Origin of the sequence: Streptomyces griseus subsp. griseus, from assembly GCF_000720255.1 — a bacterium.
Classification (GTDB): Bacteria; Actinomycetota; Actinomycetes; order Streptomycetales; family Streptomycetaceae; genus Streptomyces; species Streptomyces griseus_I.
The window spans coordinates 560270-583203 of record NZ_JOJE01000001.1 but is presented as its reverse complement, the minus strand read 5'-3'; the positions used below and the strand labels follow the sequence as shown (position 1 = coordinate 583203).

Below are 22934 nucleotides of genomic sequence, written 5' to 3'. Positions count from 1 at the left end.
GCACAGGCTTCTCCATGCCCCTGGCCCTGCTCGCTCTGGCCGTGGGTGCTTTCGGAATAGGCACCACCGAGTTCGTGATGATGGGGCTGCTGCCCGAAGTCGCGAACGACCTGAACATCTCGATCCCCACCGCCGGTCACCTGGTCTCGGCGTACGCGCTCGGTGTCGTCGTCGGTGCTCCGCTGCTGGCGGCGGTGACCGCGCGGATGCCCCGACGCACGGTCCTGATGGGGCTGATGGGCCTCTTCGTGGCCGGCAACGCGCTGTCCGCGTTCGCCCCCGACAACGGCTGGCTGCTGGCGGCCCGTTTCCTGAGCGGTCTGCCGCACGGCGCCTTCTTCGGCGTCGGCGCGGTCGTCGCGACGACGATGGTGGCGCCCGAGCGCAAGGCCCGCTCCGTCTCGCTGATGTTCCTGGGACTCACCGTCGCCAATGTCGCGGGCGTCCCCGTCGCCACCCTCATGGGGCAGCACCTCGGCTGGAGGGCGACGTTCCTCGGCGTCAGCGCGATCGGCCTGGCCGCCATCGCCGCGCTCGCGATGCTGATCCCGCACGACCACACCCACGCCGCGTCCGCCGCCGGGCTGCGCGGCGAACTGGCCGCGCTGCGGTCCCTGCCGGTGTGGCTGGCGCTCGGCACCACGGTCGCCGGTTTCGGCGCGCTCTTCGCCGCCTACAGCTACATCACGCCGATGCTGACGGAATCCGCCGGGTTCGCCGGCTCCAGCGTGACGCTGCTCCTCGCGCTGTTCGGCGTCGGCGCGACCGCCGGCAACCTGCTGGGCGGGCGGCTCGCGGACCACTCCCTGCGGGGCACGCTGTTCGGCGGCCTGGTGTCGCTGGTCGCGGTCCTGGCGCTGTTCCCGCTGCTCATGGCCACGACGTGGAGCGCGGCCGTCGCGGTGGTCCTGCTCGGCACGGCCGCCTTCGCCACCGGCTCCCCGCTCCAGCTGATGGTCATGGAGAAGGCGTCGGCGGCCCCGTCCCTGGCGTCCTCCGCCAACCAGGCCGCCTTCAACCTGGCCAACGCCGGCGGCGCCTGGATCGGCGGCCTGGCCCTCTCCGCCGGCTTCGGCGTGACGTCCCCGGCACTCGCGGGCGCTGTCCTCGCGGTCCTGGGCCTGGCGGTCGCCGGCGCGGCGTCCGCGGTGGACCGCCGCAGGGTGCCTGCCGGTGGCAGCCGCGAGCGTGTCGTCGCGACGCACGTACCGCAGGAGGCGGAGGTCCTCCACCACTGAGGATGGGGCAGCTCCCCGGAACCGCTCCGGGCGCGGCTCTCCTCCGCTGAGGCAACGGGCGGGGTGCGCGGGGTGTTTCCACCCCGCGCACCCCGCGTGGCAACCTGGCCACGCAACTCGACACAGTTGCCGCCCGGGTCGGTCATGAGGAACTGCCGTACGCGGCTTCAGCCCGGAGAACTGGAGCTTCGATGCCCCCTCGCTCCACGACCGTGACCAGGGTGGGCGCCGGCAACGACTTTCGGCCGGCTCCCGTCGGCTACACCGACTCCCGCCACCCGTTGGTGATCGGCAGCCTGCGGTCCTTGCCGAAGCCCTTGGGGGAGATCTTCGTGCCCGGCGGGTACTGGCGGCGCTTGTACTCCGCGGTGTCGACCATGCGGAGCGTCTTGGCGACCAGGGCGGGGTCGAAGCCGGCCGCGACGATCGCGTCGGCGCCCTGGTCGCGGTCGACGTACAGCTCGAGGATCGCGTCGAGGACCGGGTAGTCCGGCAGGGAGTCCGTGTCGACCTGGCCGGGACGCAGCTCCGCGCTCGGCGGCTTGGTGATCGAGTTCTCGGGGATGGGCGGGGTCTGGCCCCGCTCGGCCGCCGCGCGATTGCGCCACTGGGCCAGCCGGAAGACCGACGACTTGTACACGTCCTTGATGGGCCCGTACGCGCCCACCGAGTCGCCGTACAGCGTCGAGTAGCCCACCGCGAGCTCCGACTTGTTGCCGGGGGCCAGCACGATGTGGCCCTCCTGGTTGGAGATCGCCATCAGCATCGTGCCGCGCAGACGGGACTGGAGGTTCTCCTCCGCCAGGCCCGTCAGACCCAGCGAGCCCATGTACGCGTCGAACATCGGCTCGATCGCGACCGTACGGAAGTTCAGGCCGGTCCTGCGCGCCAGCTCCGCCGCGTCGCCCTTCGAGTGCTCCGACGAGTACTTCGACGGCATGGACACGCCGTACACGTTCTGCGAGCCCACCGCGTCGCACGCGATCGCCGCGACGAGCGCCGAGTCGATGCCGCCCGACAGACCGATCAGGACCGACGAGAAGCCGTTCTTGGCGACGTACGCCCGCAGGCCCACGACCAGCGCCGAGTACACCTCCTCGTCGTCCTCCAGCCGGTCCGCGTAGCCACCGGTGTGCTCCGGCTCGTACGCGGGCAGCGGCTCCTCGGACAGGACCACGCGGTCGATGCGCAGGCCGTCGTCCACCACGCCCTCGCGCGGGTCGGCGGAAGCCGCCGGCAGGTCCAGGTCCAGGACCACGCAGCCCTCGCTGAACTGGGGCGCCCGCGAGACGACTTCGCCGTGCCGGTCGACCACGATGGAGTCGCCGTCGAAGACCAGCTCGTCCTGGCCGCCCATCATGGCGAGGTAGGCGGTGGTGCAGCCCGCCTCCTGGGCGCGCTTGCGCACCAGCTCCAGGCGGGTGTCGTCCTTGTCGCGCTCGTAGGGGGAGGCGTTGATCGACAGCAGCAGACCGGCCCCGGCGGAGCGCGCGGCCGGGACGCGGCCGCCGTCCTGCCAGAGGTCCTCGCAGATGGCGAGGGCCACGTCGACGCCGTGCACGCGCAGCACCGGCATGGTGTCACCGGGCACGAAGTAGCGGAACTCGTCGAAGACGCCGTAGTTCGGCAGGTGGTGCTTGGCGTAGGAGAGGACCACCGCGCCGCGGTGCAGCACCGCGCCCGCGTTCCGCGGCGCGCCGGCCGGCTGGCCGAACCTCGGCTGGGCGGTGTCGGAGCGGTCGAGGTAGCCGACGACCACCGGGAGCTCGCCGAAGCCCTCCTCGGCGAGCCGGGTGGCGAGGGCGCGCAGGGCCGCGCGGGAGGCCTCGACGAAGGAGGAGCGCAGGGCCAGGTCCTCGACGGGATAACCGGTCAGCACCATCTCGGGGAACGCCACGAGATGCGCTCCCTGCTCGGCGGAGTGCCGGGTCCAGCGGAGGACCGACTCGGTGTTCCCGGCGAGGTCGCCGACCCGCGAGTCGATCTGGTTCAGAGCGAGGCGAAGTTGAGGCACGGGCCCCAGTCTAGACACCAGTAATCGTCAAAGCGACGCGATGTGGGTGTGGTCCAGCCCACGTGACCGCGCTGGGCGGTCGGGGGAGGTCACCGCCGAGAGATGTGACCTGGGGCACTGCCAGGAAGGGCGGTCGGCGGTGACTATGGGGCGCACATCCGGACAAGGAAAGCGACGCGCCATGGGTGAGCACGTGCACGTCCGATTCAGCGAGTTTCTGGGCGTATCGGAGAGCGGGGAGCTGGTCGAGCGCTCCCGCTGTCACTGCGGGTTCGCCTGGACCAGGACCTATCGCGTGGAGGACGGAGAGCCGGACAGCCCGCCGGCGTCCTGACCACCCCGTCGGCACGGCGCGCGGCGGCACGGGGTGGTGCCCGCCCCTCGGGGGAGGAGCGGGCACCTGGGGCCGGACCGCCGAGCAGGTGTCAGCGGTTCCGGTACGACTCCACGTAGCCGTTCGTGGGCGTGCCCACGCCGGTGACGTCGTCGTAGCCCTTGACCGCCTTCAGCGAGCTGTCCTTGCCGAGGCTGCGCACCGAGGTGAGCAGGCCGTCGGAGGCGTCGACGCTGTTGGCGTAGTCGACACGGGCCACCGCGAGGCCCGAGCCGGTCGGGGCGTCCGTGACGTCGTGGTAGACCTTCGTGCCGTACTTGGCGTAGATCGACGGGTTGGCGAAACCGATCGCCTTGCCGCCGCGCGCCTGCTGGGCGAGGGCCTGCACGGCCGCGATGACCGGGGAGGCCAGCGAGGTGCCGCCGATGCGGTACTCGCTGTACTTCTCCGAGCCGTCGGGGAAGGTCTGCGTCTGGCCGACCAGGAAGCCGGTGTTCGGGTCGGCGATCGCCGCGATGTCCGGGACGACACGGTTGCCGGCCGCGTTGTTGGCCTGGGCGAGCGACTTCGGCACGACGCCCTTCTGGTACGCCGGCTCGGCCACCGTCTTGCTGGTGCCGCCGCCCGCGCCCGAGGTGAACGCGCCGGGGAAGCCCGTCCAGCTCTTGCCGTCGGCCGACAGCGAGGCCTTCTCGGTGCCCCAGCCGGTCTCCCAGAGGTACTTGTCGCCCTTGCCGACCGCCAGCGAGGTGCCGCCGACCGCCGTCACCCACGCCGAGTTGGCCGGGGTGTCGACCTGCTTCGTACCGGTGTTGGCGACCTCGTCACCGTTGTCGCCGGAGGAGAAGTAGAAGCCGATGCCCTCGACCGCGCCGAACTGGAAGACCTGGTCGTAGGCGGCCGCGAGGTCAGGTGTCTGGTTGGCCTCGATGTCGCCCCAGGAGTTGGAGACGATGTCCGCCAGGTGCCCGTCGACGATCTTGCCGAGCGAGTCGAGCAGGTCGTCGTCCATGCAGGACGCGGCGCCGACGTAGGTGATCTGCGCGGCGGGCGCGACCGCGTGCACGGCCTCGACGTCGAGGGTCTCCTCGCCGTACCAGCCGGAGGCGTCGCACTCGTCGGCCTTCGTGTGCGTGTAGTTCTTGGGCAGGACCTGGCGCAGCTGGCCGGTGGTGTAGGCCGCGTCGCCGTGCTTCTTCGCGTAGGTGGCCGCGTCGAAGGCGATGGTCGGCGAGGCGAACGCGTCGGTGATGGCGACCCGCACCCCCTTGCCCGTGTACGTGCCGGCGCCGTACGCGGACCGCAGCTGCTTGCCCGTGTAGCCCTTGACCGCGTACGGGATCTTTGTGCCGTACGCGTCCGGCAGCGTGGTCGCGACGTTCGAGCCGTAGTACGACGAGAACGGCCCGGCGTTCCTGAACGCGGCGGTCGGACCGGGCAGTTGGTCGTCGTGGCTCGCCTTGTGCGGGGCGTTGTCCAGGCCGGTCACGGTCAGGACGGCGCCGTTCAGGCTCTCCGGCGCGGATGCCGCCTTCGACGGGGCGCGGTAGGTCTTCGAGCCCTTGGCGAAGTTGTGCAGCTGGGTGCCGAACGCCTTCTCGGCGGCGGCCACGTCACCGCTGACGGTGATGTAGTGCAGCGTGGTGCCCGTGACCTTCAGTCCGGCCGCCGTCAGCCACGCCTTGACCGCGGCCACCTGGGCCTTGGTCGCGCCGAAGCGGGCCTGCGCCTGCTTGGCGCTCAGGTACTTGCCGTACCGGGGCGAGGACGGGTCGGCGACCGCCTCGGCGTAGGCGGCGAGCCCGGCCGCGTCCCGTCCGGCGAGGTACACACGCGCGGAGACCTGGGCGCTGTCGGACGTCGCGCCCTTGTCCGCCTTGGCCGTGGCCCACGCGGGCTTGGTCCCGGCCAGCGTGTCACGGGCCGGGCTGTCCGCGGCGTGCGCCGCGGGTATGCCTAGCGCCAGCGCGCCCGCGAGCATCGGCAGTGTCGCTGCCAGGCTCACTCCGGCGCGCACCTTGGCGCGGTTGGATCTCATGGAACCCCCTGTGCGGTTCAGTTCGCGAGTGGATCACTCGACGGTCGCCACTCTTGCGATGAACTGTTCATGCCAGGGGAATGCGCAGACCAAGAAGAACCAAGAAGAGCCCAAGTAACCTCAAGCCAGGGCGATTTGAGGCTTACGCCGGGTGTAGGGGCGGGACCAGGTGGGGATCCTGGGCGGGGCCCCGGCGCGGGACCTATGCGCGCGGCTTCGCCCCCCGCTCCTTGAGCATGCCCGCCATCAGGTCGATCTCCGACTGCTGTGCCTCGACCATGCCCTGCGCGAGCCGCTTCTCCACCCCGACCGTGCACTTGGCGACACAGCCCTCGGCCATGTGGATGCCGCCCTTGTGGTGGTCCGTCATGAGCTGCAGGTAAAGCACCTCCGCCTGCTTGCCCTTGAGGGTGCCCAGCTTCTTCAGCTCGGAGTTGGTCGCCATGCCCGGCATCAGCGCGCCGTCCTTGCCGGAGGCCATGTCGCCCATGCCCATCCAGGTCATCGGAGCCTTCGACGACACCTTCGGCAGCCCCCACAGATCCAGCCAGCCCAGCAGCATGCCGCGCTGGTTGGCCTGCGTCTGCGCGATGTCGTAGGCGAGCCGCCGCACCTCCTCGTCGGTGGTGCGGTCGCGCACGATGTACGACATCTCGACGGCCTGCTGGTGGTGCACCGCCATGTCCCGAGCGAACCCGGCGTCCGCCGAGTCGGCGGACGGCGTCGTCGCGTCCGAGCCGCCGTCCTCGGCGACGGAGTACGTGATGGCGCCGGCCGCGACGAGCACGCCCGCCACGGCGACGGCGACCCCGGCGAACCTCACTGCGACAGACCGTTCGTGCAGGCGGCGCCCGGCTCCGGGGTCTGCTTGCCCTGCACGAACTTCTCGAAGAACTTGTCCACGTTCGGGTCCTTCGCGCCGGTCACCGTGCGCTGGTTCCCCCACGCCGTCAGCATGATCGGGTCCGCCTGCTTGTCGTCCGGGCTCATCAGCGTGTACGGCGTCTTCTTCACCTTCGCCGCCAGCGCGTCGACGTCCGCCTTCGAGGCCTTGCTGTTGTACGTCACCCAGACCGCGCCGTGCTCCAGCGAGTGCACGGCGTTCATGTTGTTCACGGCCTTGCCGTAGACGTCGCCGTTGCAGTTCATCCAGACCTGGTTGTGGTCACCGCCGACCGGGGGCTCCGTCGGGTACTTGACGGTCCTGGTGACGTGGTTGCGCCCCAGCGTGCCCTTCCACGTCTTCACACCGTCCGCGCCGCTGGTGAACTTGCCCGCGGTCGCCTTCCCGTCGCTCGCCGCGCTGCTGTCGTCGGACTGCGACCGCACGAGCACGACCCCGCCGACGACCAGGGCGGCCACGACCACCGTGCTGGCGCCGATCGTGAGGATCCGGTTGCGGCGCTCACGAGCCTGCTCGGCGCGCCGCATCTCCTCTATCCGTGCCTTGCGCGCGGCGCTGTTGCTCTTCTTCGCGGAACCCATGGGGTGTGTCCTTCTGGGGGAAAGTGACGTGACGGACGGGACGACCGGGTTCGCTGATCGTAATGGGGCAGAGCGGCCTGCCAGTAGGGCGGGCGGCAGAAAGGCGCATATTGAAGCTCAGATGCGTATTACCTAGGCTGCCGGTATGCGGCTGTTGCGATCCACCGACCTGGCGCTGCGCGTGCTGATGCGGCTCGCCGTGGCGGGCGGGACGACGCCCACCACCCGGGAGGTGGCGGCCGGCATGCAGGTCCCCTACACCCACCTCGCCAAGGTCGTCGCCGAGCTCCAGCACCTCGGCCTGGTCGACGCCCGGCGCGGGCGCGGCGGCGGTCTCACCCTCACCGAGCAGGGCCGCACGGCGTCGGTGGGGGCGGTGGTGCGCTCGTTCGAGGGCACCGGCGACGTCGTCGACTGCGAGGGCCCCGCGCCTTGCCCCCTGAACTCCGCCTGCCGCCTGCGCGCCGCCCTGCGCCGGGCCCAGGAGGCGTTCTTCGCCTCGCTGGACCCACTGACGGTGACCGACGTCGTGGCGGAGCCGACGGGGCCGCTGCTGCTGGAGATCTCCAGGGCGCGGTAGATCCGTCGGGTTATCGCGCCAGCCAGAGGTCCGGCCCGAACACCTCGTAGTGGATGTCTGCCGGGGACACGCCTCGCTCCACCAGCTGGGCCCGCACCGCGCGCATGAACGGCAGCGGACCGCACAGGTACGCGCGCGTGCCCGGTGCGACCGGTACGTCCGCGAGATCGACGAGGCCGGTGCGGGTGCCCTGGGGCGCCTCCTGCTCGTACCAGAAGTGCACGGCCGCGTCCGGCAGCTTCGCCGCGTAGGCCTCGTGGTCGGTGCGCAGGGCGTGGTCGGCGGGGGAGCGGTCGCCGTGCACGACGGTGACCGGGGCGCGGTGGCCGCTCTCCGCGAGGTGGGCGAGCATCGCGACCATGGGGGTCACGCCGATGCCGGCGGAGGCCAGCAGCAGCGGGGTGGTGGTGCCGTCGGGGGCCTCGTCGAGGACGAGGTCGCCGTAGGGGGCCGACAGCCGCAGGACGCTGCCCTCGTGCACGCGTGCGTGGAGGTGGTTCGAGACCTCGCCCTCCGGTGTCGTACCGCCGTGCACCCGCTTGACGCTGATCTGCCGCACCGTCGTCTCCGGGGCCCCGGTGAGGCTGTACTGGCGGATCTGATGGGCGCCGTCCGGGAGCTCGACGCCCACGGAGACGTACTGGCCCGCGCGGAAGCCGGTCACCGGTCCGCCGTCGACCGGGCGCAGCCGGAAGGTGGTGACGTCGGCGGTCTCCGGGATCCGCTCGACGACCTCCCAGTCCCGCCGGCCGGGCTCGCCCGACTCCTCGTACAGCCGCTTCTCGATGGCGATCAGCGCGTTCGCCATCAGCCAGTAGACCTCGCCCCAGGCGGCCGCGACCTCCGGCGTGACGGCCTCGCCCAGGACGTCGGCGATGGCGGCGAAGAGGTGCTCGTGGACGACCTCGTACTGCTCGGGCGTGACGCCGAGGGAGGCGTGCTTGTGGGCGATGCGGCCCAGCATCGCGTCGGGCCGCTGGTCGGGGTGTTCGACCAGATGGGTGGCGAAGGCGGCGATGGAGCCGGCCAGCGCCTGGCGCTGGGTGCCGGCGGCCTGGTTGCCCCGGTTGAACAGGTCGCGGAGCAGTGCGCGGTGCGCGGCGAACAGTCCGGCGTAGAAGCGTTCGGTGATCTCACCGATGGCCGCCGCTACGGCGGGGAGCGTGGCGCGCACGGTCGCGGCGGACTGCTCGGACAGCATGGGGTCTCCTCGGGATCGGGAGCCGCGGGTGCGGCTCGTGTCCTGCGACCCGCTAATTCTTGCATCTGAGATGCAAATTAAATGCCGGGGGGTGGGCGGCCATACCGGATGTCGGTCTCAGCAGGCACTATGGGCCTCAGAGCTGTACACCTGCCGTACAGGAGGCGTTCGGCCCCCGGTCGCCGCGACGATCAAGGTCGGCAACGTCCATGAAATGCTGTTGTGGTGGGATGCTCGGGTGCCCGACCGCCTCCCGCGGTACCGGAGACAGGCGGCCTGACCAGCAAGGATGGGGAAGCGGAAGATGGACAAGCAGCAGGAGTTCGTACTCCGGACGTTGGAGGAGCGCGACATCCGGTTCGTCCGGCTGTGGTTCACGGACGTGCTGGGCTTCCTCAAGTCCGTCGCCGTGGCCCCGGCCGAGCTGGAACAGGCCTTCGACGAGGGCATCGGGTTCGACGGCTCCGCGATCGAGGGCTTCGCCCGGGTCTACGAGTCGGACATGATCGCCAAGCCGGACCCGTCGACGTTCCAGGTCCTGCCCTGGCGCGCCGAGGCCCCCGGCACCGCCCGCATGTTCTGCGACATCCTCATGCCGGACGGCTCCCCGTCCTTCGCCGACCCGCGCTACGTGCTCAAGCGCGCCCTGGCCCGCACCTCCGACCTGGGCTTCACCTTCTACACCCACCCCGAGATCGAGTTCTTCCTGCTGAAGGACCGCCCCCTCGACGGCTCGCGCCCGACCCCGGCCGACAACTCGGGTTACTTCGACCACACCCCGCAGAACATCGGCATGGACTTCCGCCGTCAGGCGATCACCATGCTGGAGTCGATGGGCATCTCGGTCGAGTTCTCCCACCACGAGGGCGCCCCGGGCCAGCAGGAGATCGACCTGCGCTACGCCGACGCGCTCTCCACGGCCGACAACATCATGACCTTCCGCCTGGTGATGAAGCAGGTGGCGCTGGAGCAGGGGGTCCAGGCGACCTTCATGCCGAAGCCGTTCTCGGAGCACCCGGGCAGCGGTATGCACACCCACCTCTCGCTCTTCGAGGGCGACCGCAACGCGTTCTACGAGTCCGGTGCGGAGTACCAGCTCTCCAAGGTCGGCCGCTCCTTCATCGCGGGCCTGCTGAAGCACGCGGCCGAGATCGCCGCGGTCACCAACCAGTGGGTGAACTCCTACAAGCGCATCTGGGGCGGTGCCGAGCGCACCGCGGGCGCCGGCGGCGAGGCCCCCTCGTACATCTGCTGGGGCCACAACAACCGCTCCGCCCTGGTCCGCGTCCCGATGTACAAGCCGGGCAAGACCGGCTCCGCCCGCGTCGAGGTCCGCTCCCTCGACTCCGGCGCCAACCCCTACCTCGCCTACGCCGTCCTCCTGGCCGCCGGCCTCAAGGGCATCGAGGAGGGCTACGAGCTCCCGCCCGGCGCCGAGGACGACGTCTGGGCCCTCTCCGACGCCGAACGCCGCGCGATGGGCATCGAACCCCTCCCCCAGAACCTGGGCGAGGCCCTCACCCTCATGGAACGCAGCGACCTGGTCGCCGAGACCCTGGGCGAGCACGTCTTCGACTTCTTCCTGCGCAACAAGCGGCAGGAGTGGGAGGAGTACCGCAGCGAGGTCACCGCGTTCGAGCTGCGGAAGAGTCTGCCGGTGCTGTAAGCGCTGGTCAGAGGTAGTTTTCTCGCTGAGACGACGCGGGGGGCCGACGGTCGTGGACCGTCGGCCCCATGGCGTGAGGGCGCAGTGACGTGGGAGACCGACTCCGAGAGGTCAGGAGCCGGAGCCCCCTCTGCCTGGTCCGGGTTCCGCGACCGCATCCGGATCGGTCCGGGCTCCAGGTAGCACGGGAGGCCCCGCACCGCCGTTCGGCAGCGCGGGCGCATGAGGGTCTTCATCGGAGTCGGGGATGCTCTGCACCAGGGCCACCAGATTGCCGATGGCGGGCCCCAGCTGCTCGCTGCGCCAGCGGAGCACTCCTTGGAGACGCATCAGGGCTGAGGTCAACTCCCCGTCAGCCGCTCTCTCGGAGTTCTCGATCAACAGTGCCAGGTCTTCCTGGATATCCTGATCTCGAGGCAGCTCCGGGATTTCTGCCTGTTTTTCTTTGAGCGCCCGCGCGATGTAGACGAGCTGGTCGAGTCCTTGGTATTCACCGGCTCCTACCGCGTCCCGCCCCCATACGACGTAGCCGACCATCCACGCTTGTAGCGAGAAAAGCCAGTACTTGGCCTGCCTGCGCGCCTCCAGCTGTTTTTCGCCGAGGAATCGGATGCCCAGTTGGCGAGCCAGAGCGACACTGGCGCCCACTCCGAAGCTCGCGCCACTCAGTTCCAGAGCGTCCTGAAGTGGTTGGTGGAATCCCAGATAGCTGGTCACGAAGGTGCCGAGGCCCGCAGCGAAGGCGTTGACGCCGTCCTGCATGAGTCGGTACCGGGCCAGGCGAGCCTCGTCCGAGATGCCGTGCAGGATCTCGTTGGCCAGGTCGACACGTACCGCTTCCTGGCCCTCCGACGTCCCTCGGGGTTCCAGTAGTAGTCCCTGGACGGCGGCGGCGAACCTGGCCCCGAAAAGTGCCTCCCGTTGGGGAGTGCGTTCCAGGCCGATCAAGTCGAGGGCCTCAGCGCCCTTCTCGCCGGCTGCCGCCTTCGACGCCCACAGCGTGCACCGGTTCAGGAACGTGGCGTTCATGCCGTGACGCCACTCCGGAAAGCGAACGCCCTGCACCACGTGTTCGCGGGTCGCACGCGCGGTGGCTCGTAGGACGCCTCGGGTTCTTTCTCCGGGTACTGGCGTGTGATCGAGTTCGTCGCAGATTATTCTGGCGGATTGCGCGATTTCCGGCGGTGTCGGTTCATCCCTTCTCTGGCGGGGATGAATTGCCTCGACGACGGCTTTGTAGCGAATGTCCGTCAGGATTGCTCGCAGATGGAGCATGCGCTGGATGGCGCGTACTCCGCGATAAGTGCTGGTCGCTGAACGGCCCGCGTCCCCCAAGGTGACCATGCGGTGATTTTAGTCATGTGCCGTCAGTTCTTGCCAAGTGGAAAATATGGCTGAATTTCTGTTCGAAATCGGTCGTGATATGTATGTGTTCCGCCGAAGGTGATCACGATCGGTGAGCGAGCACCGCCGCACTCCTACGCCCCGTAGAACAAGGATTCCACCACCCCGCGTGCCCGTCGCCCCGTGCGGCGGTACGCGTCCAGGAGCTCTCCCACGTGGCCGGGGCCGTAGCCCAGGTAGCGGCCGACCGCTGCCAGCTCCCGGCTCTCCGAGGGGAAGGTGTCGCCGGCCCGGCCGCGGACCAGCATGACCGCGTTGCGTACTCGGGTGGCCAGGACCCACGCCTCGTCCAGGATCTCGGCGTCCTCGTCGCCGAGGAGGCCGGCCGCGCGGGCCGCCGACAGGGCCTCACGGGTGCGGGTGGTGCGCAGGCCGGGAAGCTCCCAGCCGTGCTGGAGCTGGAGCAGCTGAACGGTCCACTCGACGTCCGACAGCCCGCCCGGACCCAGCTTCGTGTGCAGCTTCGGGTCCGTCCCGCGAGGCAGCCGCTCGGACTCCATACGGGCCTTCAGCCGCCGGATCTCCCGTACGGCCTCGTCCTCCAGGCCCCGTGCCGGATACCGCAACGGGTCGATCAGATCGAGGAAGCGGCGGCCCAACTCCTCGTCGCCCGCCACGAACTCGGCCCGCAGCAGTGCCTGCGACTCCCACACCAGCGACCAGCGGCGGTAGTACGCCTCGTACGACTTCAGCGTCCGCACCAGCGGGCCCGACTTGCCCTCCGGACGCAGGTCCGCGTCGATCAGCAGCGGCGGGTCCGCGCTCGGGATCTGGAGCAGCCGCCGCATCTCGGAGACGACCTTGTTCGCGGCGTCGGACGCCACGCGGTCCTCGACGCCCCCGCACGGCTCGTGCACGAAGATCACGTCCGCGTCCGAGCCGTAGCCGAGCTCGTGCCCCCCGAAGCGTCCCATCCCGATGATCGCGAACCGGGTGGGCAGCTCCTCGCCCCACCCCTCGCGCACCACGGCCCGCAACGTCCCCGCGAGCGTCGCCGACGTCAGGTCCGACACCGCGCCCCCCACGAGGTCCACCAGGGCGCCCTGGTCGGCCTCGGCCGGCTGGGCCTCCGTGCCGTAGGAGCCGACGATGTCCGCGGCGGCCGTACGGAACAGCTCACGCCTACGGACACCGCGCGCGGCCGTGACGGCCTGGACGGCCCCGTCCGCGCGGCCCACCGCCGCGAGGATCTCCTGCTCCAGGTGAGCACGCCCCCGGGGTTCGAGCCCGCCGCCGTCACCGTCCCCCAGCAGGGCCACGGCCTCCGGCGCCCGCATCAGCAGGTCGGGCGCCAGCCGGCCCGCCGACAGCACCCGGGCCAGGTTCTCCGCGGCCGCGCCCTCGTCCCTGAGCAGCCGCAGGTACCACGGCGTCTTGCCCAACGCGTCCGACACCTTGCGGAAGTTGAGCAGCCCCGCGTCCGGATCGGCGGAGTCCGCGAACCACCCGAGCAGCACCGGCAGCAGCGTCCGCTGGATCGCCGCCTTGCGCGTCACCCCGGACGCCAGCGCCTCCAGGTGCCGCAGCGCCGACGCCGGGTCCGCGTACCCGAGCGCGACCATCCGCTCCCGCGCCGCCTCCGGACTCAGCCGGGCCTCGCCGGGGCCGAGCTGGGCGACCGCGTCGAGCAGCGGCCGGTAGAACAGCTTCTCGTGCAGCCGCCGTACGACACCGGCGTGCCGCTTCCACTCCCGGGTCAGCTCGGTGACCGGATCCGTGCGCAGGTTCAGCGAACGGCCGATGCGCCGCAGGTCGGCCTCGTCCTCGGGGACGAGGTGCGTGCGGCGCAGCCGGTAGAGCTGGATGCGGTGCTCCATGGAGCGCAGGAAGCGGTACGCCTCGTCGAGCCGGCCGGCGTCCTCCCGTCCGACGTACCCGCCCGCCGCCAGCGCCTGGAGCGCGTGCAGCGTCGTACCGCTGCGCAGGGACGTGTCGGTGCGGCCGTGCACCAGTTGCAGCAGCTGCACCGCGAACTCGACGTCCCGCAGCCCGCCCGGCCCGAGCTTCAGCTCGCGCTCCACCTCCGCGGCGGGGATGTTCTCCACGACCCGGCGCCGCATCTTCTGCACGTCGGCGACGAAGTTCTCCCGCTCGGCGGCCTGCCACACCAGCGGCTCCACCGCGGCGACGTACTCCTCGCCCAGCTCGATGTCGCCGGCCACCGGCCGGGCCTTCAGCAGCGCCTGGAACTCCCAGGTCTTGGCCCAGCGCTGGTAGTAGGCGAGGTGGCTGCTGAGGGTGCGGACGAGGGGGCCGTTGCGGCCCTCGGGGCGCAGATTGGCGTCGACGGGCCAGATGGAACCCTCGACCGTCGTCTCCGAGCAGATCCGCATCATGTGCGAGGCGAGCTTGGTGGCGGCGCGCAGGGCCTTGCCCTCGTCGGCGTCGTCGACCGCCTCGCCCACGAAGATCACGTCGACGTCCGACACGTAGTTCAGCTCATGGCCGCCGCACTTGCCCATCGCGATCACCGCGAGCCGGCACAGCGCCGCGTCCTCGGGCGCGGCGGCCCGCGCCAGGCCCAGCGCGGCCCGCAAGGTCGCGGTCGCGAGGTCGGCGAGCTCGGCGGCGGTCTGGGCGAGATCGGTGGTGCCGCACACGTCACGCGCGGCGATCGACAGCAGGCAGCGCCGGTAGGCGACACGCAGGGCGACCGGGTCGGCGGCCTCGGCGAGGCCCCGCTCGAACTCCTCCACCCCCGGGTGCAGGTCGCGCGGCTCGTAGGTGACCAGGGCGTGCCAGTCGCGCGGGTGCCGGGCGAGGTGGTCGGCGAGGGCGGCGGAAGCGCCCAGTACGCCGAGCAGCCGGTCGCGCAGCGGCTTCGCCGCTATCAGCGTGTCCAGCAGCTCGCGGTGCCCGGTGAGGTCGGGCTGCGCCTCCAGCAGCCGTACGAGACCGTGCAGCGCGAGGTCGGGATCGGCGGTGCCGCCCAGGGCCTCCAGCAGGAACGGGTCGTCGCGCACCGGTGCGAGTTCCGTGCTGTCCAGGAGCCGCTCGGCGGCCGACGGGTCGGTGAAACCGTGCCGCAGCAGCCTGGAGAAGGTGCTGCTCCTGCGCCCCGGCGCCATCATCCCCGGCCTCCCGTCGGATCAAGGTCGTACGCGCTTGAGCGTAACCCGCGTCCCCGCGCTGGCGCGCCGTGCCGGTTTCGGGTTCTGTGGACAGACAGTTCTGTGGACAGGCAGTTCTGTGGACACGCAGTTCTGTGGACAGGCACCCGTACGCCCTTGCCGAAGGAGTCACGCATGGACATGAGTCTCGAAGTGGTCCTGCTGCCGGTGTCCGACGTGGACCGGGCCAAGGAGTTCTACCGTGACAAGGTCGGCTTCCACGTCGACCTCGACGGCGAGGTGATGGCGGGCGTGCGGATCGTGCAGCTGACGCCGCCGGGCTCGGGGTGTTCGATCGCGCTGGTCGACGGGCTGCGGGTGCCGACGGGCACGCCGCAGCCCGGGACGTACCACGGGCTGCAGCTGTGCGTGACGGACGCCAAGGCGGCGTACGAGGAGCTGACGGGGCGCGGGCTGGAGATCAGCGAACCGCAGCAGTTCGCGCCGCAGGACGGCGCGACGTTCATGTACTTCACGGACCCGGACGGCAATGGCTGGGCGGTCCAGGAGTACCGCAAGAGGGCTACCGAGCCGCTGCATCAGGTACTGGCCGAGCTGGCCGCCCGGGGGCAGTGAGCATCACGTGACCCCGGAGCGGGCGTACCGGCAGCCCTCCAGGCGCCGGTACCACCACACGTCGGGCCGCCAAACCCGGCGGGCGTCCACGAAGGGGTCGGGGAGCGTACGGCTGAGGTAGACGGCGTCCAGCGACGCGATCAGGCGGCCCAGCTCGGCGCGGGCGCGGTCGGGCAGATGGCACAGGACCTCGTCGAGGACGTCCCGGGCGTGCCGGACGTCCTCGAAAGAGCAGCCCCGGCACCCGCACTCCTCCAGGTAGGGATAGCGGGGCCGGTTCCCCGGCGGGCTCAGGAACGCGCGATAGCGGCGCAGCGCGCGGTCGGTGACGCCGGGGAAGACGTAGTAGTCGTCCGAGAGGGCCTCGTAGCGGTGGACGGCGAGGCTCGTACGGGCCGAGAGGCCGTGGATGCGGGCCGGGACGGGCGTGTCCCGCCCGTACGGACGGTTCAGGAGCGGCTGCGTCGCGCGCAGCGTGCCGGGCCGGTTACGCGGCATCGGCCTTTCGGGCAGGCGTGATCTTCATGGAGCCATGATGCAGCACGGCCCGTCCCGTGCGAACCCCGTTTTTCCTGCGGGTCAGTCCCACACCGATCAGGACCACCAGCATGCCGAGGACGACCCGCATGCCCACCTGCTCGTCCAGGAACAGCGCGCCCAGGGCCACCGAGACCACCGGGAGGAGGTAGCCCACGGTCGCCGCGCTGGTCGCGCCCTCGTCGGCGATCAGCCGGTAGTTGAGGTAGAAGGTGACGCCCGTGCCGAGGACGCCGAGGGCGGTGACGGCGAGGAGCGCGGTGACGTCGGGGTGCAGGGGGCCGGCCGTGGGGAGCGCGAGGGTCGTCCAGGCCGTGGCCGTCAGCAGTTGGGCCGCCGACACGGCGAGCGGGGCGTCGTTGGCGGTGAGGTGGCGGGCCATGTAGGCGAAGGCCACGGCGTAGCTCGCGGCGGCGCCCAGGAGGGCCAGGGCGCCCCAGGACAGCAGGCCGGAACGGTGCCACGGGGCGAAGATCAGCAGGGTTCCGGTGAAGCCGAGGAGAAGGCCGGTCAGGCGGACCCGGCCGAGGGCGCGGTCGGTGCCCAGGGCGATGCCGATCAGGAGGGACCAGAGGGGGGTCGTGGCATTGAGGACGCCCGCGATGCCGGAGTCCACCGTCTGCTCGCCCACGCTGAACAGCGCGAACGGGATCGCGTTGCAGAAGAGCGCGGCGACGGCCAGGTGACGCCAGGTGGTGCGGGAGCGGGGGAGGCGCTGGCCGGCCGAGCGGGCCAGGAACAGCAGGACGGCCGTGCCCAGGACGCAGCGGGTGATGGTGATCTGCGTGGGCGTCAGGCCGTGGTTGAGGGCCAGCTTGATCCAGAGGAACCCGGAGCCCCACAGGAGGGCGAGGGCGGCCATGCGAAGGGACGAGGTGAGCGGCATGGCTCCTACGGTCGCCCCTCAAATCTGTGAGGACAAGTGAAAAGTTTCGATGGCACCATTAAGGTGAGCTGCATGATTGATGTGCGGCGGATGCAGGTCCTGCGGACCGTGGTGGTGTGTGGCTCGGTTTCGGGGGCCGCGGCGCGGCTCGGGTACACACCGTCCGCGGTCAGTCAGCAGATCGCGGTACTGGAGAAGGAGGCGGGGGCCGCGCTGCTGGAGCGGGTCGGCCGCGGGGTGCGGCCCACCGCGGCGGGGCTGTTGCTGACCGAGTACGCGGAGGTCATCGGGCGGCAGGTCGCGGAGGCGGAGACCGCGCTCGCCGATCTGCTGGCGGGGCGTACGGGACGGCTGGCGGTGCGGTACTTCGCGACGGCGGGCGCCGGGCTGGTCGCCCCGGCCGTGGCACGGATGCGGGCCGCGCATCCGGGGGTGCGGGTCGACCTCAGGCTGGCCGACCCCGATCCGCTGCCCGACGTGCGCGAGGGGCGGGCCGACCTGGCCCTGCTGGTGGGGGCCGCGGAGGGCGCGTACGACGGCGTACGGCTGGTGCGGCTGCTGGATGACCCCTACCTCGCCGTGCTGCCCGAGGGGCACCGGCTCGCGGCGGAGGAGAGCGTGCCGCTGGCCGCGCTGGCGGGGGAGCCGTGGGTCGGCAGCGAGTGGCCGGGGCCGTGTCTGGACGCCCAGACGGCGGCGTGCGAGGCCGCCGGGTTCCGGCCGGGATTCGTCGTGGAGAGCGAGGACTACGTGACCGCCCAGGGGTTCGTGGCGGCGGGGCTCGGGGTCGCGCTCATCCCGAGGCTGGGGCTCGGCAGCCGACACCCCGGGGTGGTCGTGCGTGAGGTCCGGGAGCCCGAGCCCTCGCGGGCGATCTACGCGGCCGTACGGGAGACGGCCCCGCCCCAGCCCGCCCTAGAGGCGTTCGTCGACGCGCTGAGAGAGGTCGCGCTCGGGGAGGTCGCGCTCGGCAAGATCGCGCCGGGGGAGGTCGCGCCGCGGGAGGGGGCGGTCCGGGCGGTCCGCGGGTAGCCGGTCCCGCACCCTCCTCGGCAGCGCGTACGGCAGGGCGCCGTACCAGACGCGGGCCACCGCGAAGCCGAAGGCCAGGCAGAGGAGGCCGCCCACCGCGTCCAGCCAGAAGTGGTTGGCGGTGGCGACGATGACCACCAGGGTCACCACCGGGTAGAGCAGGCCCAGGACGCGCGCCCAGGGCAGTCTGGCCAGCGCGAAGATCGTCAGGCCGCACCACAGGGACCAGCCGATGTGCATCGACGGCATCGCGGCGTACTGGTTCGACATGTGCTTGAGGTCGCCGGAGGCCATCGAGCCCCACGTCTGGTGGACCGTCACGGTGTCGACGAAGTTCCCGCCGGTCATCAGACGCGGGGGCGCCAGCGGATACAGGTAGTAGCCGACCAGGGCCACGCCGGTGGTGGCGAAGAGGGCCAGGCGGGTCGCGCCGTAACGGCCGGGGTGGCGGCGGTAGAGCCACACCAGGACACCGAGGGTGATGATGAAGTGCAGCGTGGCGTAGTAGTAGTTCATGCCGACGATGAGCCAAGTCGCCGAGTTGACGGCGTGATTGACGGACTCCTCCACGGCGATGCCGAGGTGGTGCTCCATCCGCCAGATCCAGTCGGCGTTGCGCAGGGCCTCGGACCGCTGTTCCGGGACCGCGTTGCGGATCAGTGAGTAGGTCCAGTAACTCACCGCGATCAGCAGGATCTCGAACCACAGCCGGGGTTGGCGCGGGCTGCGCAGACGGCGCAGGAGAGCCGGGCGGCCCGCGGCCGTGACGGGGTGCGGAACGGCCTCTTCGGGGCCATCCACCGACGTCACGGTCGTTTCACCCATAGGCACAGAGTTTGCCAGAAAACAGTTCCGTCACCGATCATCCCCCGGTTGGGTTCCCGGTGCATGTTCTACTGCCGGAGGACCGTATCCACTCCTACCGGCGCACTGTACGAAGCACGCCGTACCTCCATCCTATGGGCGATTCCGGTCACCGGGGGCCGAAGCGGTCGAACCCCGGACCACCAGTTCCGGCATGAACACGAACTCGCTGTGGGGTGCCGGCGTCCCGCCGATCTCCTCCAGGAGTGTGCGGACGGCTGCCTGGCCCATGGCCGGGACCGGCTTGCGGATCGTCGTCAGGGGCGGGTCGGTGAAGGCGATCAGCGGGGAGTCGTCGAAACCCACGACCGAGACGTCCTGGGGGACGCCGAGGCCCCGCTGCCGGGCCGCCCGTATGGCGCCGAGGGCCATCATGTCGCTGGCGCAGACCACCGCCGTGCAACTCCGGTCGATCAGGGCCGTGGCGGCGGCCTGGCCGCCCTCCAGGGTGTAGAGGGAGTGCTGGACCAGCTCCGTCTCGATCGTCTCCGCGCTCAGCCCCAGCTGCTCCTGCACCGCGCGGATGAAGCCCTCGATCTTGCGCTGCACGGGCACGAAACGCTTCGGGCCCAGCGCGAGACCGATACGGGTGTGCCCCAGGGAGACGAGGTGGGTGACGGCGAGCGTCATCGCCGCACGGTCGTCGGGGGAGATGAACGGCGCCTGCACCTTGGGGGAGAAACCGTCGACCAGGACGTACGGCACTCCCTGCGCGCGGAGCTGCTCGTAGCGCTGCATGTCGGCCGTGGTGTCGGCGTGCAGGCCGGAGACGTAGATGATGCCGGCGACCCCGCGGTCGACCAGCATCTCGGTCAGCTCGTCCTCCGTGGAGCCGCCCGGTGTCTGGGTGGCGAGGACCGGCGTGTAGCCCTGGCGCGTCAGCGCCTGGCCGATGACCTGAGCGAGCGCCGGGAATATCGGGTTCTCCAGCTCCGGCGTTATCAGGCCGACGAGACCCGCGCTGCGCTGCCGAAGGCGGACCGGGCGCTCGTAGCCCAGCACGTCCAGGGCGGCCAGCACGGACTGGCGGGTGGTGGCGGCGACGCCCGGCTTGCCGTTGAGGACGCGGCTGACGGTCGCTTCGCTCACCCCCGCCTGAGCGGCGATGTCGGCAAGCCGTGTGGTCACAGGGTGGGACTGTACCGGCCAGGTCTCCCCTTGCGCACCAAGGGGACGCCGCGGGCGAGCTGTTGCACGGCCCGGTCGGGGCTGCTGCGTCATCGGGCTCCCTCATGAAAGTGGTGGCAAGAGCTTGCAGAGTCTTGCACAGCAGGCCCCTGACCCGCTCCACGCCAGTTCAACCGCGCCAACAACGGTCTCACGGCGGTCGCCTCCGGGTCACGCACGGATAACTTCGGAGATGTCTTGCACTTTTTTTCTGCAAGGTCTTTCGTCGTGCTTGCAACGCTGTTACGTTCACGTCGCCCGGCGGCCAACGGCGCAGTCGGCAAGTCGACACAGGCGGCGGACGGGGCCGCCCTGTGCGTCAGACGGGCTTTCACCCTCAAGGAGAACTCATGCGGCGTGGCATAGCGGCCAGCGCACTGGTGGCGTCCCTCGCCCTCGCGGCGACGGCCTGCGGCGGCGACAGCGACAGCGGCGACAAGGCCGACGGTCCGGTCACCATCACCTGGTGGGACACCTCCAACGCCACCAATGAGGCGCCGACGTACCAGGCCCTGGTCAAGGAGTTCGAGGCCGCCAACAAGGACGTCAAGGTCAAGTACGTCAACGTCCCCTTCGACCAGGCGCAGAACAAGTTCGACACCGCCGCCGGTTCCAAGGGCGCCCCCGATGTGCTGCGCTCCGAGGTCGGCTGGACCCCCGCCTTCGCCAAGAAGGGCTACTTCGTGCCGCTGGAGGGCACCGAGGCCCTCAAGGACCAGGCGAAGTTCCAGCCCAGCCTGATCGAGCAGGCCAAGTACGAGGGCAAGACCTACGGCGTGCCCTTCACCACGGACACCCTCGCCCTCGTCTACAACAAGCAGCTCTTCGCGAAGGCCGGCATCAAGGAAGCCCCCAAGACCTGGGACGACCTGAAGAAGGCCGCCGCCACCGTCAAGGACAAGACCGGCGTCGACGGCTACTGGGGCTCCACCCAGGCCTACTACGCGCAGTCCTTCCTCTACGGCGAGGGCACCGACACCGTCGACGTCACCGCCAAGAAGATCACCGTGAACTCCCCGGCCGCGAAGAAGGCCTACGGCACCTGGCTCGGCCTCTTCGACGGCAAGGGCCTGCACAAGGCCGACACCACCGCCGACGCCTACGCCCACATCCAGGACGCGTTCGTCAACGGCAAGGTCGCCGCGATCGTCCAGGGCCCCTGGGAGATCACGAACTTCTACAAGGGCTCCGCCTTCAAGGACAAGGCCAACCTCGGCATCGCCACCGTCCCGGCCGGCTCCACCGGCAAGGCGGGCGCCCCGACCGGCGGCCACAACCTCTCCGTCTACGCCGGCTCGGACAAGGCCCACCAGGACGCCGCGCTGAAGTTCGTCAACTTCATGACCTCGGCGAAGGCCCAGGAGACCATCGCGCTGAAGAACAACACGCTGCCCACCCGCGAGGACGCCTACACCGCGCAGGTCAAGGCCGACCCGGGCATCGCCGGCTACCAGGGCGTCCTCGCCGCCGCCCAGCCGCGCCCGGCACTGCCCGAGTACAGCTCCCTGTGGGGCCCGCTCGACACCGAGCTGCCCAAGATCGCCGGCGGCAAGGAGTCACTCGACAAGGGCCTGAGCAACGCCGAGGTCGCGATCGCCAAGCTGGTCCCCGACTTCAGCAAGTGAGCCCCGCGTGGCCGTCGGATCCCCGGGAGACCGGGGGAGGGATTCGACGGCCACCGGCCTGTGCCCGCCCAGCCCACCCCCCGCACCGCAGGATCCCTGCACCGCAGGATCCCTGCACCGCAGGATCCCTGCACCGCGGAATCCCGAGAAGGTTGTCGAACCATGACAGTCGCCATCGACCGAGCGACCGGCAAGCGCCGCGGTGAGCGAGACCCGCGGCCCGGGCTGGGCCGGCGCCTGAGGCACGGCTACCAGAAGCACTGGTACGCCTACGCGATGATCGCCCCGGTGGTGATCGTCCTCGGCGTCCTCGTGCTGTACCCCCTGGTCTACGGCCTCTACCTCACCCTCACCGACGCCAACAGCCTCAACACGGCCCGCACCATCGGCGTCAACCACATCGACGCCACCTACAAGTTCATCGGCCTCGACAACTACGCCGACATCCTGTGGGGCCCCACGGCGTACGACCGCTTCTGGTCGCATTTCGTCTGGACCATCGCCTGGACCGCGCTCTGCGTCACCCTGCACTACTTCATCGGGCTCGGCCTCGCGCTGCTGCTCAACCAGAAGTTCCGCGGGCGCACCCTCTACCGCATGATCCTGGTGCTGCCCTGGGCCGTCCCCACCTTCGTCACCGTCTTCGGCTGGCGGTTCATGCTCGCCGACGGCGGCATCATCAACACCGCGCTGGACGCCCTGCACCTGCCCTCGCCGCTGTGGCTGGAGGACACCTTCTGGCAGCGGTTCGCCGCGATCATGGTCAACACCTGGTGCGGTGTGCCCTTCATGATGCTCTCGCTGCTCGGCGGCCTCCAGGCCATCGACCACTCGCTCTACGAGGCGGCCGAGATGGACGGCGCCGGCGCCTGGCAGCGGTTCCGTTACATCACCCTTCCCGGGCTGAGGTCCGTCAGCTCCACCGTCGTCCTCCTCGGCATCATCTGGACCTTCAACCAGTTCGCCATCATCTTCCTGCTGTTCGGCAACACCGCTCCGGACGCGCAGATCCTCGTCACCTGGGCGTACTACCTCGGCTTCGGACAGCAGCCGCGCGACTTCGCCCAGTCGGCCGCCTACGGCATCCTGCTGCTGGCCGTCCTGATCGTCTTCACCTCCTTCTACCGCCGCTGGCTGAGCCGCAACGACCAGCAGCTCGCGATCTGAGGCAGGAGTC

Annotated in this window: 19 protein-coding genes; 8 read left to right on the top strand and 11 right to left on the bottom strand. The window is 70.5% G+C overall.

Features of this window, described 5'->3' with window-relative positions:
- Nucleotides 1-14 precede the first annotated feature (14 nt).
- Nucleotides 15-1238 carry an MFS transporter gene (locus tag IG99_RS02635; RefSeq protein WP_037669182.1) on the top strand — a complete coding sequence of 408 codons (1224 nt, stop codon included), beginning with the start codon at nucleotides 15-17 and terminating at the stop codon, nucleotides 1236-1238.
- Nucleotides 1239-1497: 259 nt separating this feature from the next.
- On the opposite strand, the gene IG99_RS02630 is transcribed toward IG99_RS02635, so the two are convergent.
- Nucleotides 1498-3252 (bottom strand): NAD+ synthase, encoded by a 1755-nt coding sequence (locus tag IG99_RS02630; protein ID WP_037669180.1) that lies wholly within the window; start codon nucleotides 3250-3252, stop codon nucleotides 1498-1500.
- Between the two features lie 181 nt (nucleotides 3253-3433).
- On the opposite strand from IG99_RS02630, the gene IG99_RS49475 reads away from it, so the two are divergent.
- Complete coding sequence (locus IG99_RS49475; protein WP_199815437.1) at nucleotides 3434-3586, top strand: hypothetical protein; 153 nt, start codon at nucleotides 3434-3436, stop codon at nucleotides 3584-3586.
- Nucleotides 3587-3677: 91 nt separating this feature from the next.
- Here the strand turns inward: IG99_RS49475 and IG99_RS02625 are convergent, their stop codons facing one another.
- The 3 genes from IG99_RS02625 to IG99_RS02615 all read right to left on the bottom strand — a co-directional run bounded on the left by IG99_RS02625 (nucleotide 3678) and on the right by IG99_RS02615 (nucleotide 7109).
- Nucleotides 3678-5624, bottom strand: coding sequence for a S53 family peptidase (locus tag IG99_RS02625; RefSeq protein WP_037669177.1), 1947 nt, complete (start codon nucleotides 5622-5624; stop codon nucleotides 3678-3680).
- Between the two features lie 202 nt (nucleotides 5625-5826).
- Nucleotides 5827-6447 carry a DUF305 domain-containing protein gene (locus IG99_RS02620; RefSeq protein ID WP_037669175.1) on the bottom strand — a complete coding sequence of 207 codons (621 nt, stop codon included), beginning with the start codon at nucleotides 6445-6447 and terminating at the stop codon, nucleotides 5827-5829.
- On the bottom strand, nucleotides 6444-7109 hold the full coding sequence (locus IG99_RS02615; protein WP_037669173.1) for a DUF3105 domain-containing protein: 666 nt from the start codon (nucleotides 7107-7109) through the stop codon (nucleotides 6444-6446). Before IG99_RS02615 ends, IG99_RS02620 begins: the two co-directional genes overlap by 4 nt.
- A 145-nt stretch (nucleotides 7110-7254) precedes the next feature.
- On the opposite strand from IG99_RS02615, the gene IG99_RS02610 reads away from it, so the two are divergent.
- Nucleotides 7255-7689 carry an RrF2 family transcriptional regulator gene (locus IG99_RS02610; protein ID WP_037669172.1) on the top strand — a complete coding sequence of 145 codons (435 nt, stop codon included), beginning with the start codon at nucleotides 7255-7257 and terminating at the stop codon, nucleotides 7687-7689.
- Nucleotides 7690-7699: 10 nt separating this feature from the next.
- Here IG99_RS02610 and IG99_RS02605 read toward each other — a convergent pair whose 3' ends face one another.
- Nucleotides 7700-8890 carry a globin domain-containing protein gene (locus IG99_RS02605; RefSeq protein WP_037669170.1) on the bottom strand — a complete coding sequence of 397 codons (1191 nt, stop codon included), beginning with the start codon at nucleotides 8888-8890 and terminating at the stop codon, nucleotides 7700-7702.
- A gap of 304 nt (nucleotides 8891-9194) precedes the next feature.
- Between IG99_RS02605 and glnA the strand changes: the two genes are divergently transcribed.
- Nucleotides 9195-10556: a type I glutamate--ammonia ligase gene (gene glnA, locus IG99_RS02600; protein WP_037669169.1), complete on the top strand. Its 1362-nt coding sequence runs from the start codon at nucleotides 9195-9197 to the stop codon at nucleotides 10554-10556.
- A gap of 111 nt (nucleotides 10557-10667) precedes the next feature.
- Here the strand turns inward: glnA and IG99_RS02595 are convergent, their stop codons facing one another.
- Nucleotides 10668-11900 carry a hypothetical protein gene (locus IG99_RS02595; RefSeq protein WP_158973107.1) on the bottom strand — a complete coding sequence of 411 codons (1233 nt, stop codon included), beginning with the start codon at nucleotides 11898-11900 and terminating at the stop codon, nucleotides 10668-10670.
- Between the two features lie 134 nt (nucleotides 11901-12034).
- Nucleotides 12035-15031 (bottom strand): bifunctional [glutamine synthetase] adenylyltransferase/[glutamine synthetase]-adenylyl-L-tyrosine phosphorylase, encoded by a 2997-nt coding sequence (locus IG99_RS02590; protein ID WP_037669167.1) that lies wholly within the window; start codon nucleotides 15029-15031, stop codon nucleotides 12035-12037.
- Nucleotides 15032-15205: 174 nt separating this feature from the next.
- Between IG99_RS02590 and IG99_RS02585 the strand changes: the two genes are divergently transcribed.
- Nucleotides 15206-15646: a VOC family protein gene (locus IG99_RS02585; RefSeq protein WP_037669165.1), complete on the top strand. Its 441-nt coding sequence runs from the start codon at nucleotides 15206-15208 to the stop codon at nucleotides 15644-15646.
- Nucleotides 15647-15649: 3 nt separating this feature from the next.
- Here the strand turns inward: IG99_RS02585 and IG99_RS02580 are convergent, their stop codons facing one another.
- Entirely contained in the window at nucleotides 15650-16144 is a 495-nt protein-coding gene (locus tag IG99_RS02580; protein WP_037669163.1) for a hypothetical protein, read from the bottom strand.
- Nucleotides 16134-17069: a DMT family transporter gene (locus tag IG99_RS02575; protein WP_037669161.1), complete on the bottom strand. Its 936-nt coding sequence runs from the start codon at nucleotides 17067-17069 to the stop codon at nucleotides 16134-16136. Before IG99_RS02575 ends, IG99_RS02580 begins: the two co-directional genes overlap by 11 nt.
- A 72-nt stretch (nucleotides 17070-17141) precedes the next feature.
- Here IG99_RS02575 and IG99_RS02570 point away from each other — a divergent pair, with 72 nt between their 5' ends.
- Nucleotides 17142-18101, top strand: a complete 960-nt coding sequence (locus IG99_RS02570) for a LysR family transcriptional regulator (protein WP_051864841.1) — start codon at nucleotides 17142-17144, stop codon at nucleotides 18099-18101.
- On the opposite strand, the gene IG99_RS02565 is transcribed toward IG99_RS02570, so the two are convergent.
- Entirely contained in the window at nucleotides 17985-18926 is a 942-nt protein-coding gene (locus IG99_RS02565) for a phosphatase PAP2 family protein (RefSeq protein WP_078947493.1), read from the bottom strand. The genes IG99_RS02570 and IG99_RS02565 overlap by 117 nt on opposite strands.
- Before the next feature lie 132 nt (nucleotides 18927-19058).
- Entirely contained in the window at nucleotides 19059-20093 is a 1035-nt protein-coding gene (locus IG99_RS02560; protein ID WP_037669159.1) for a LacI family DNA-binding transcriptional regulator, read from the bottom strand.
- Nucleotides 20094-20482: 389 nt separating this feature from the next.
- On the opposite strand from IG99_RS02560, the gene IG99_RS02555 reads away from it, so the two are divergent.
- Both IG99_RS02555 and IG99_RS02550 read left to right on the top strand, forming a co-directional pair.
- Nucleotides 20483-21757, top strand: coding sequence for an extracellular solute-binding protein (locus IG99_RS02555; protein ID WP_037669158.1), 1275 nt, complete (start codon nucleotides 20483-20485; stop codon nucleotides 21755-21757).
- A gap of 162 nt (nucleotides 21758-21919) precedes the next feature.
- Nucleotides 21920-22924, top strand: a complete 1005-nt coding sequence (locus tag IG99_RS02550; protein ID WP_037669154.1) for a carbohydrate ABC transporter permease — start codon at nucleotides 21920-21922, stop codon at nucleotides 22922-22924.
- The last annotated feature ends 10 nt before the right edge of the window (nucleotides 22925-22934 follow it).

Excerpts from the sequence above, each read along its gene's own strand:
- IG99_RS02635 (WP_037669182.1), top strand. The coding sequence starts at position 15 with ATGCCCCTGGCCCTGCTCGCTCTGGCCGTGGGTGCTTTCGGAATAGGC.
- IG99_RS49475 (WP_199815437.1), top strand. The coding sequence starts at position 3,434 with ATGGGTGAGCACGTGCACGTCCGATTCAGCGAGTTTCTGGGCGTATCG.
- IG99_RS02625 (WP_037669177.1), bottom strand. The coding sequence starts at position 5,624 with ATGAGATCCAACCGCGCCAAGGTGCGCGCCGGAGTGAGCCTGGCAGCG.
- IG99_RS02615 (WP_037669173.1), bottom strand. The coding sequence starts at position 7,109 with ATGGGTTCCGCGAAGAAGAGCAACAGCGCCGCGCGCAAGGCACGGATA.
- IG99_RS02610 (WP_037669172.1), top strand. The coding sequence starts at position 7,255 with ATGCGGCTGTTGCGATCCACCGACCTGGCGCTGCGCGTGCTGATGCGG.
- IG99_RS02605 (WP_037669170.1), bottom strand. The coding sequence starts at position 8,890 with ATGCTGTCCGAGCAGTCCGCCGCGACCGTGCGCGCCACGCTCCCCGCC.
- glnA (WP_037669169.1), top strand. The coding sequence starts at position 9,195 with ATGGACAAGCAGCAGGAGTTCGTACTCCGGACGTTGGAGGAGCGCGAC.
- IG99_RS02595 (WP_158973107.1), bottom strand. The coding sequence starts at position 11,900 with ATGGTCACCTTGGGGGACGCGGGCCGTTCAGCGACCAGCACTTATCGC.
- IG99_RS02590 (WP_037669167.1), bottom strand. The coding sequence starts at position 15,031 with ATGATGGCGCCGGGGCGCAGGAGCAGCACCTTCTCCAGGCTGCTGCGG.
- IG99_RS02585 (WP_037669165.1), top strand. The coding sequence starts at position 15,206 with ATGGACATGAGTCTCGAAGTGGTCCTGCTGCCGGTGTCCGACGTGGAC.
- IG99_RS02580 (WP_037669163.1), bottom strand. The coding sequence starts at position 16,144 with ATGCCGCGTAACCGGCCCGGCACGCTGCGCGCGACGCAGCCGCTCCTG.
- IG99_RS02575 (WP_037669161.1), bottom strand. The coding sequence starts at position 17,069 with ATGCCGCTCACCTCGTCCCTTCGCATGGCCGCCCTCGCCCTCCTGTGG.
- IG99_RS02570 (WP_051864841.1), top strand. The coding sequence starts at position 17,142 with ATGATTGATGTGCGGCGGATGCAGGTCCTGCGGACCGTGGTGGTGTGT.
- IG99_RS02565 (WP_078947493.1), bottom strand. The coding sequence starts at position 18,926 with ATGGGTGAAACGACCGTGACGTCGGTGGATGGCCCCGAAGAGGCCGTT.
- IG99_RS02555 (WP_037669158.1), top strand. The coding sequence starts at position 20,483 with ATGCGGCGTGGCATAGCGGCCAGCGCACTGGTGGCGTCCCTCGCCCTC.
- IG99_RS02550 (WP_037669154.1), top strand. The coding sequence starts at position 21,920 with ATGACAGTCGCCATCGACCGAGCGACCGGCAAGCGCCGCGGTGAGCGA.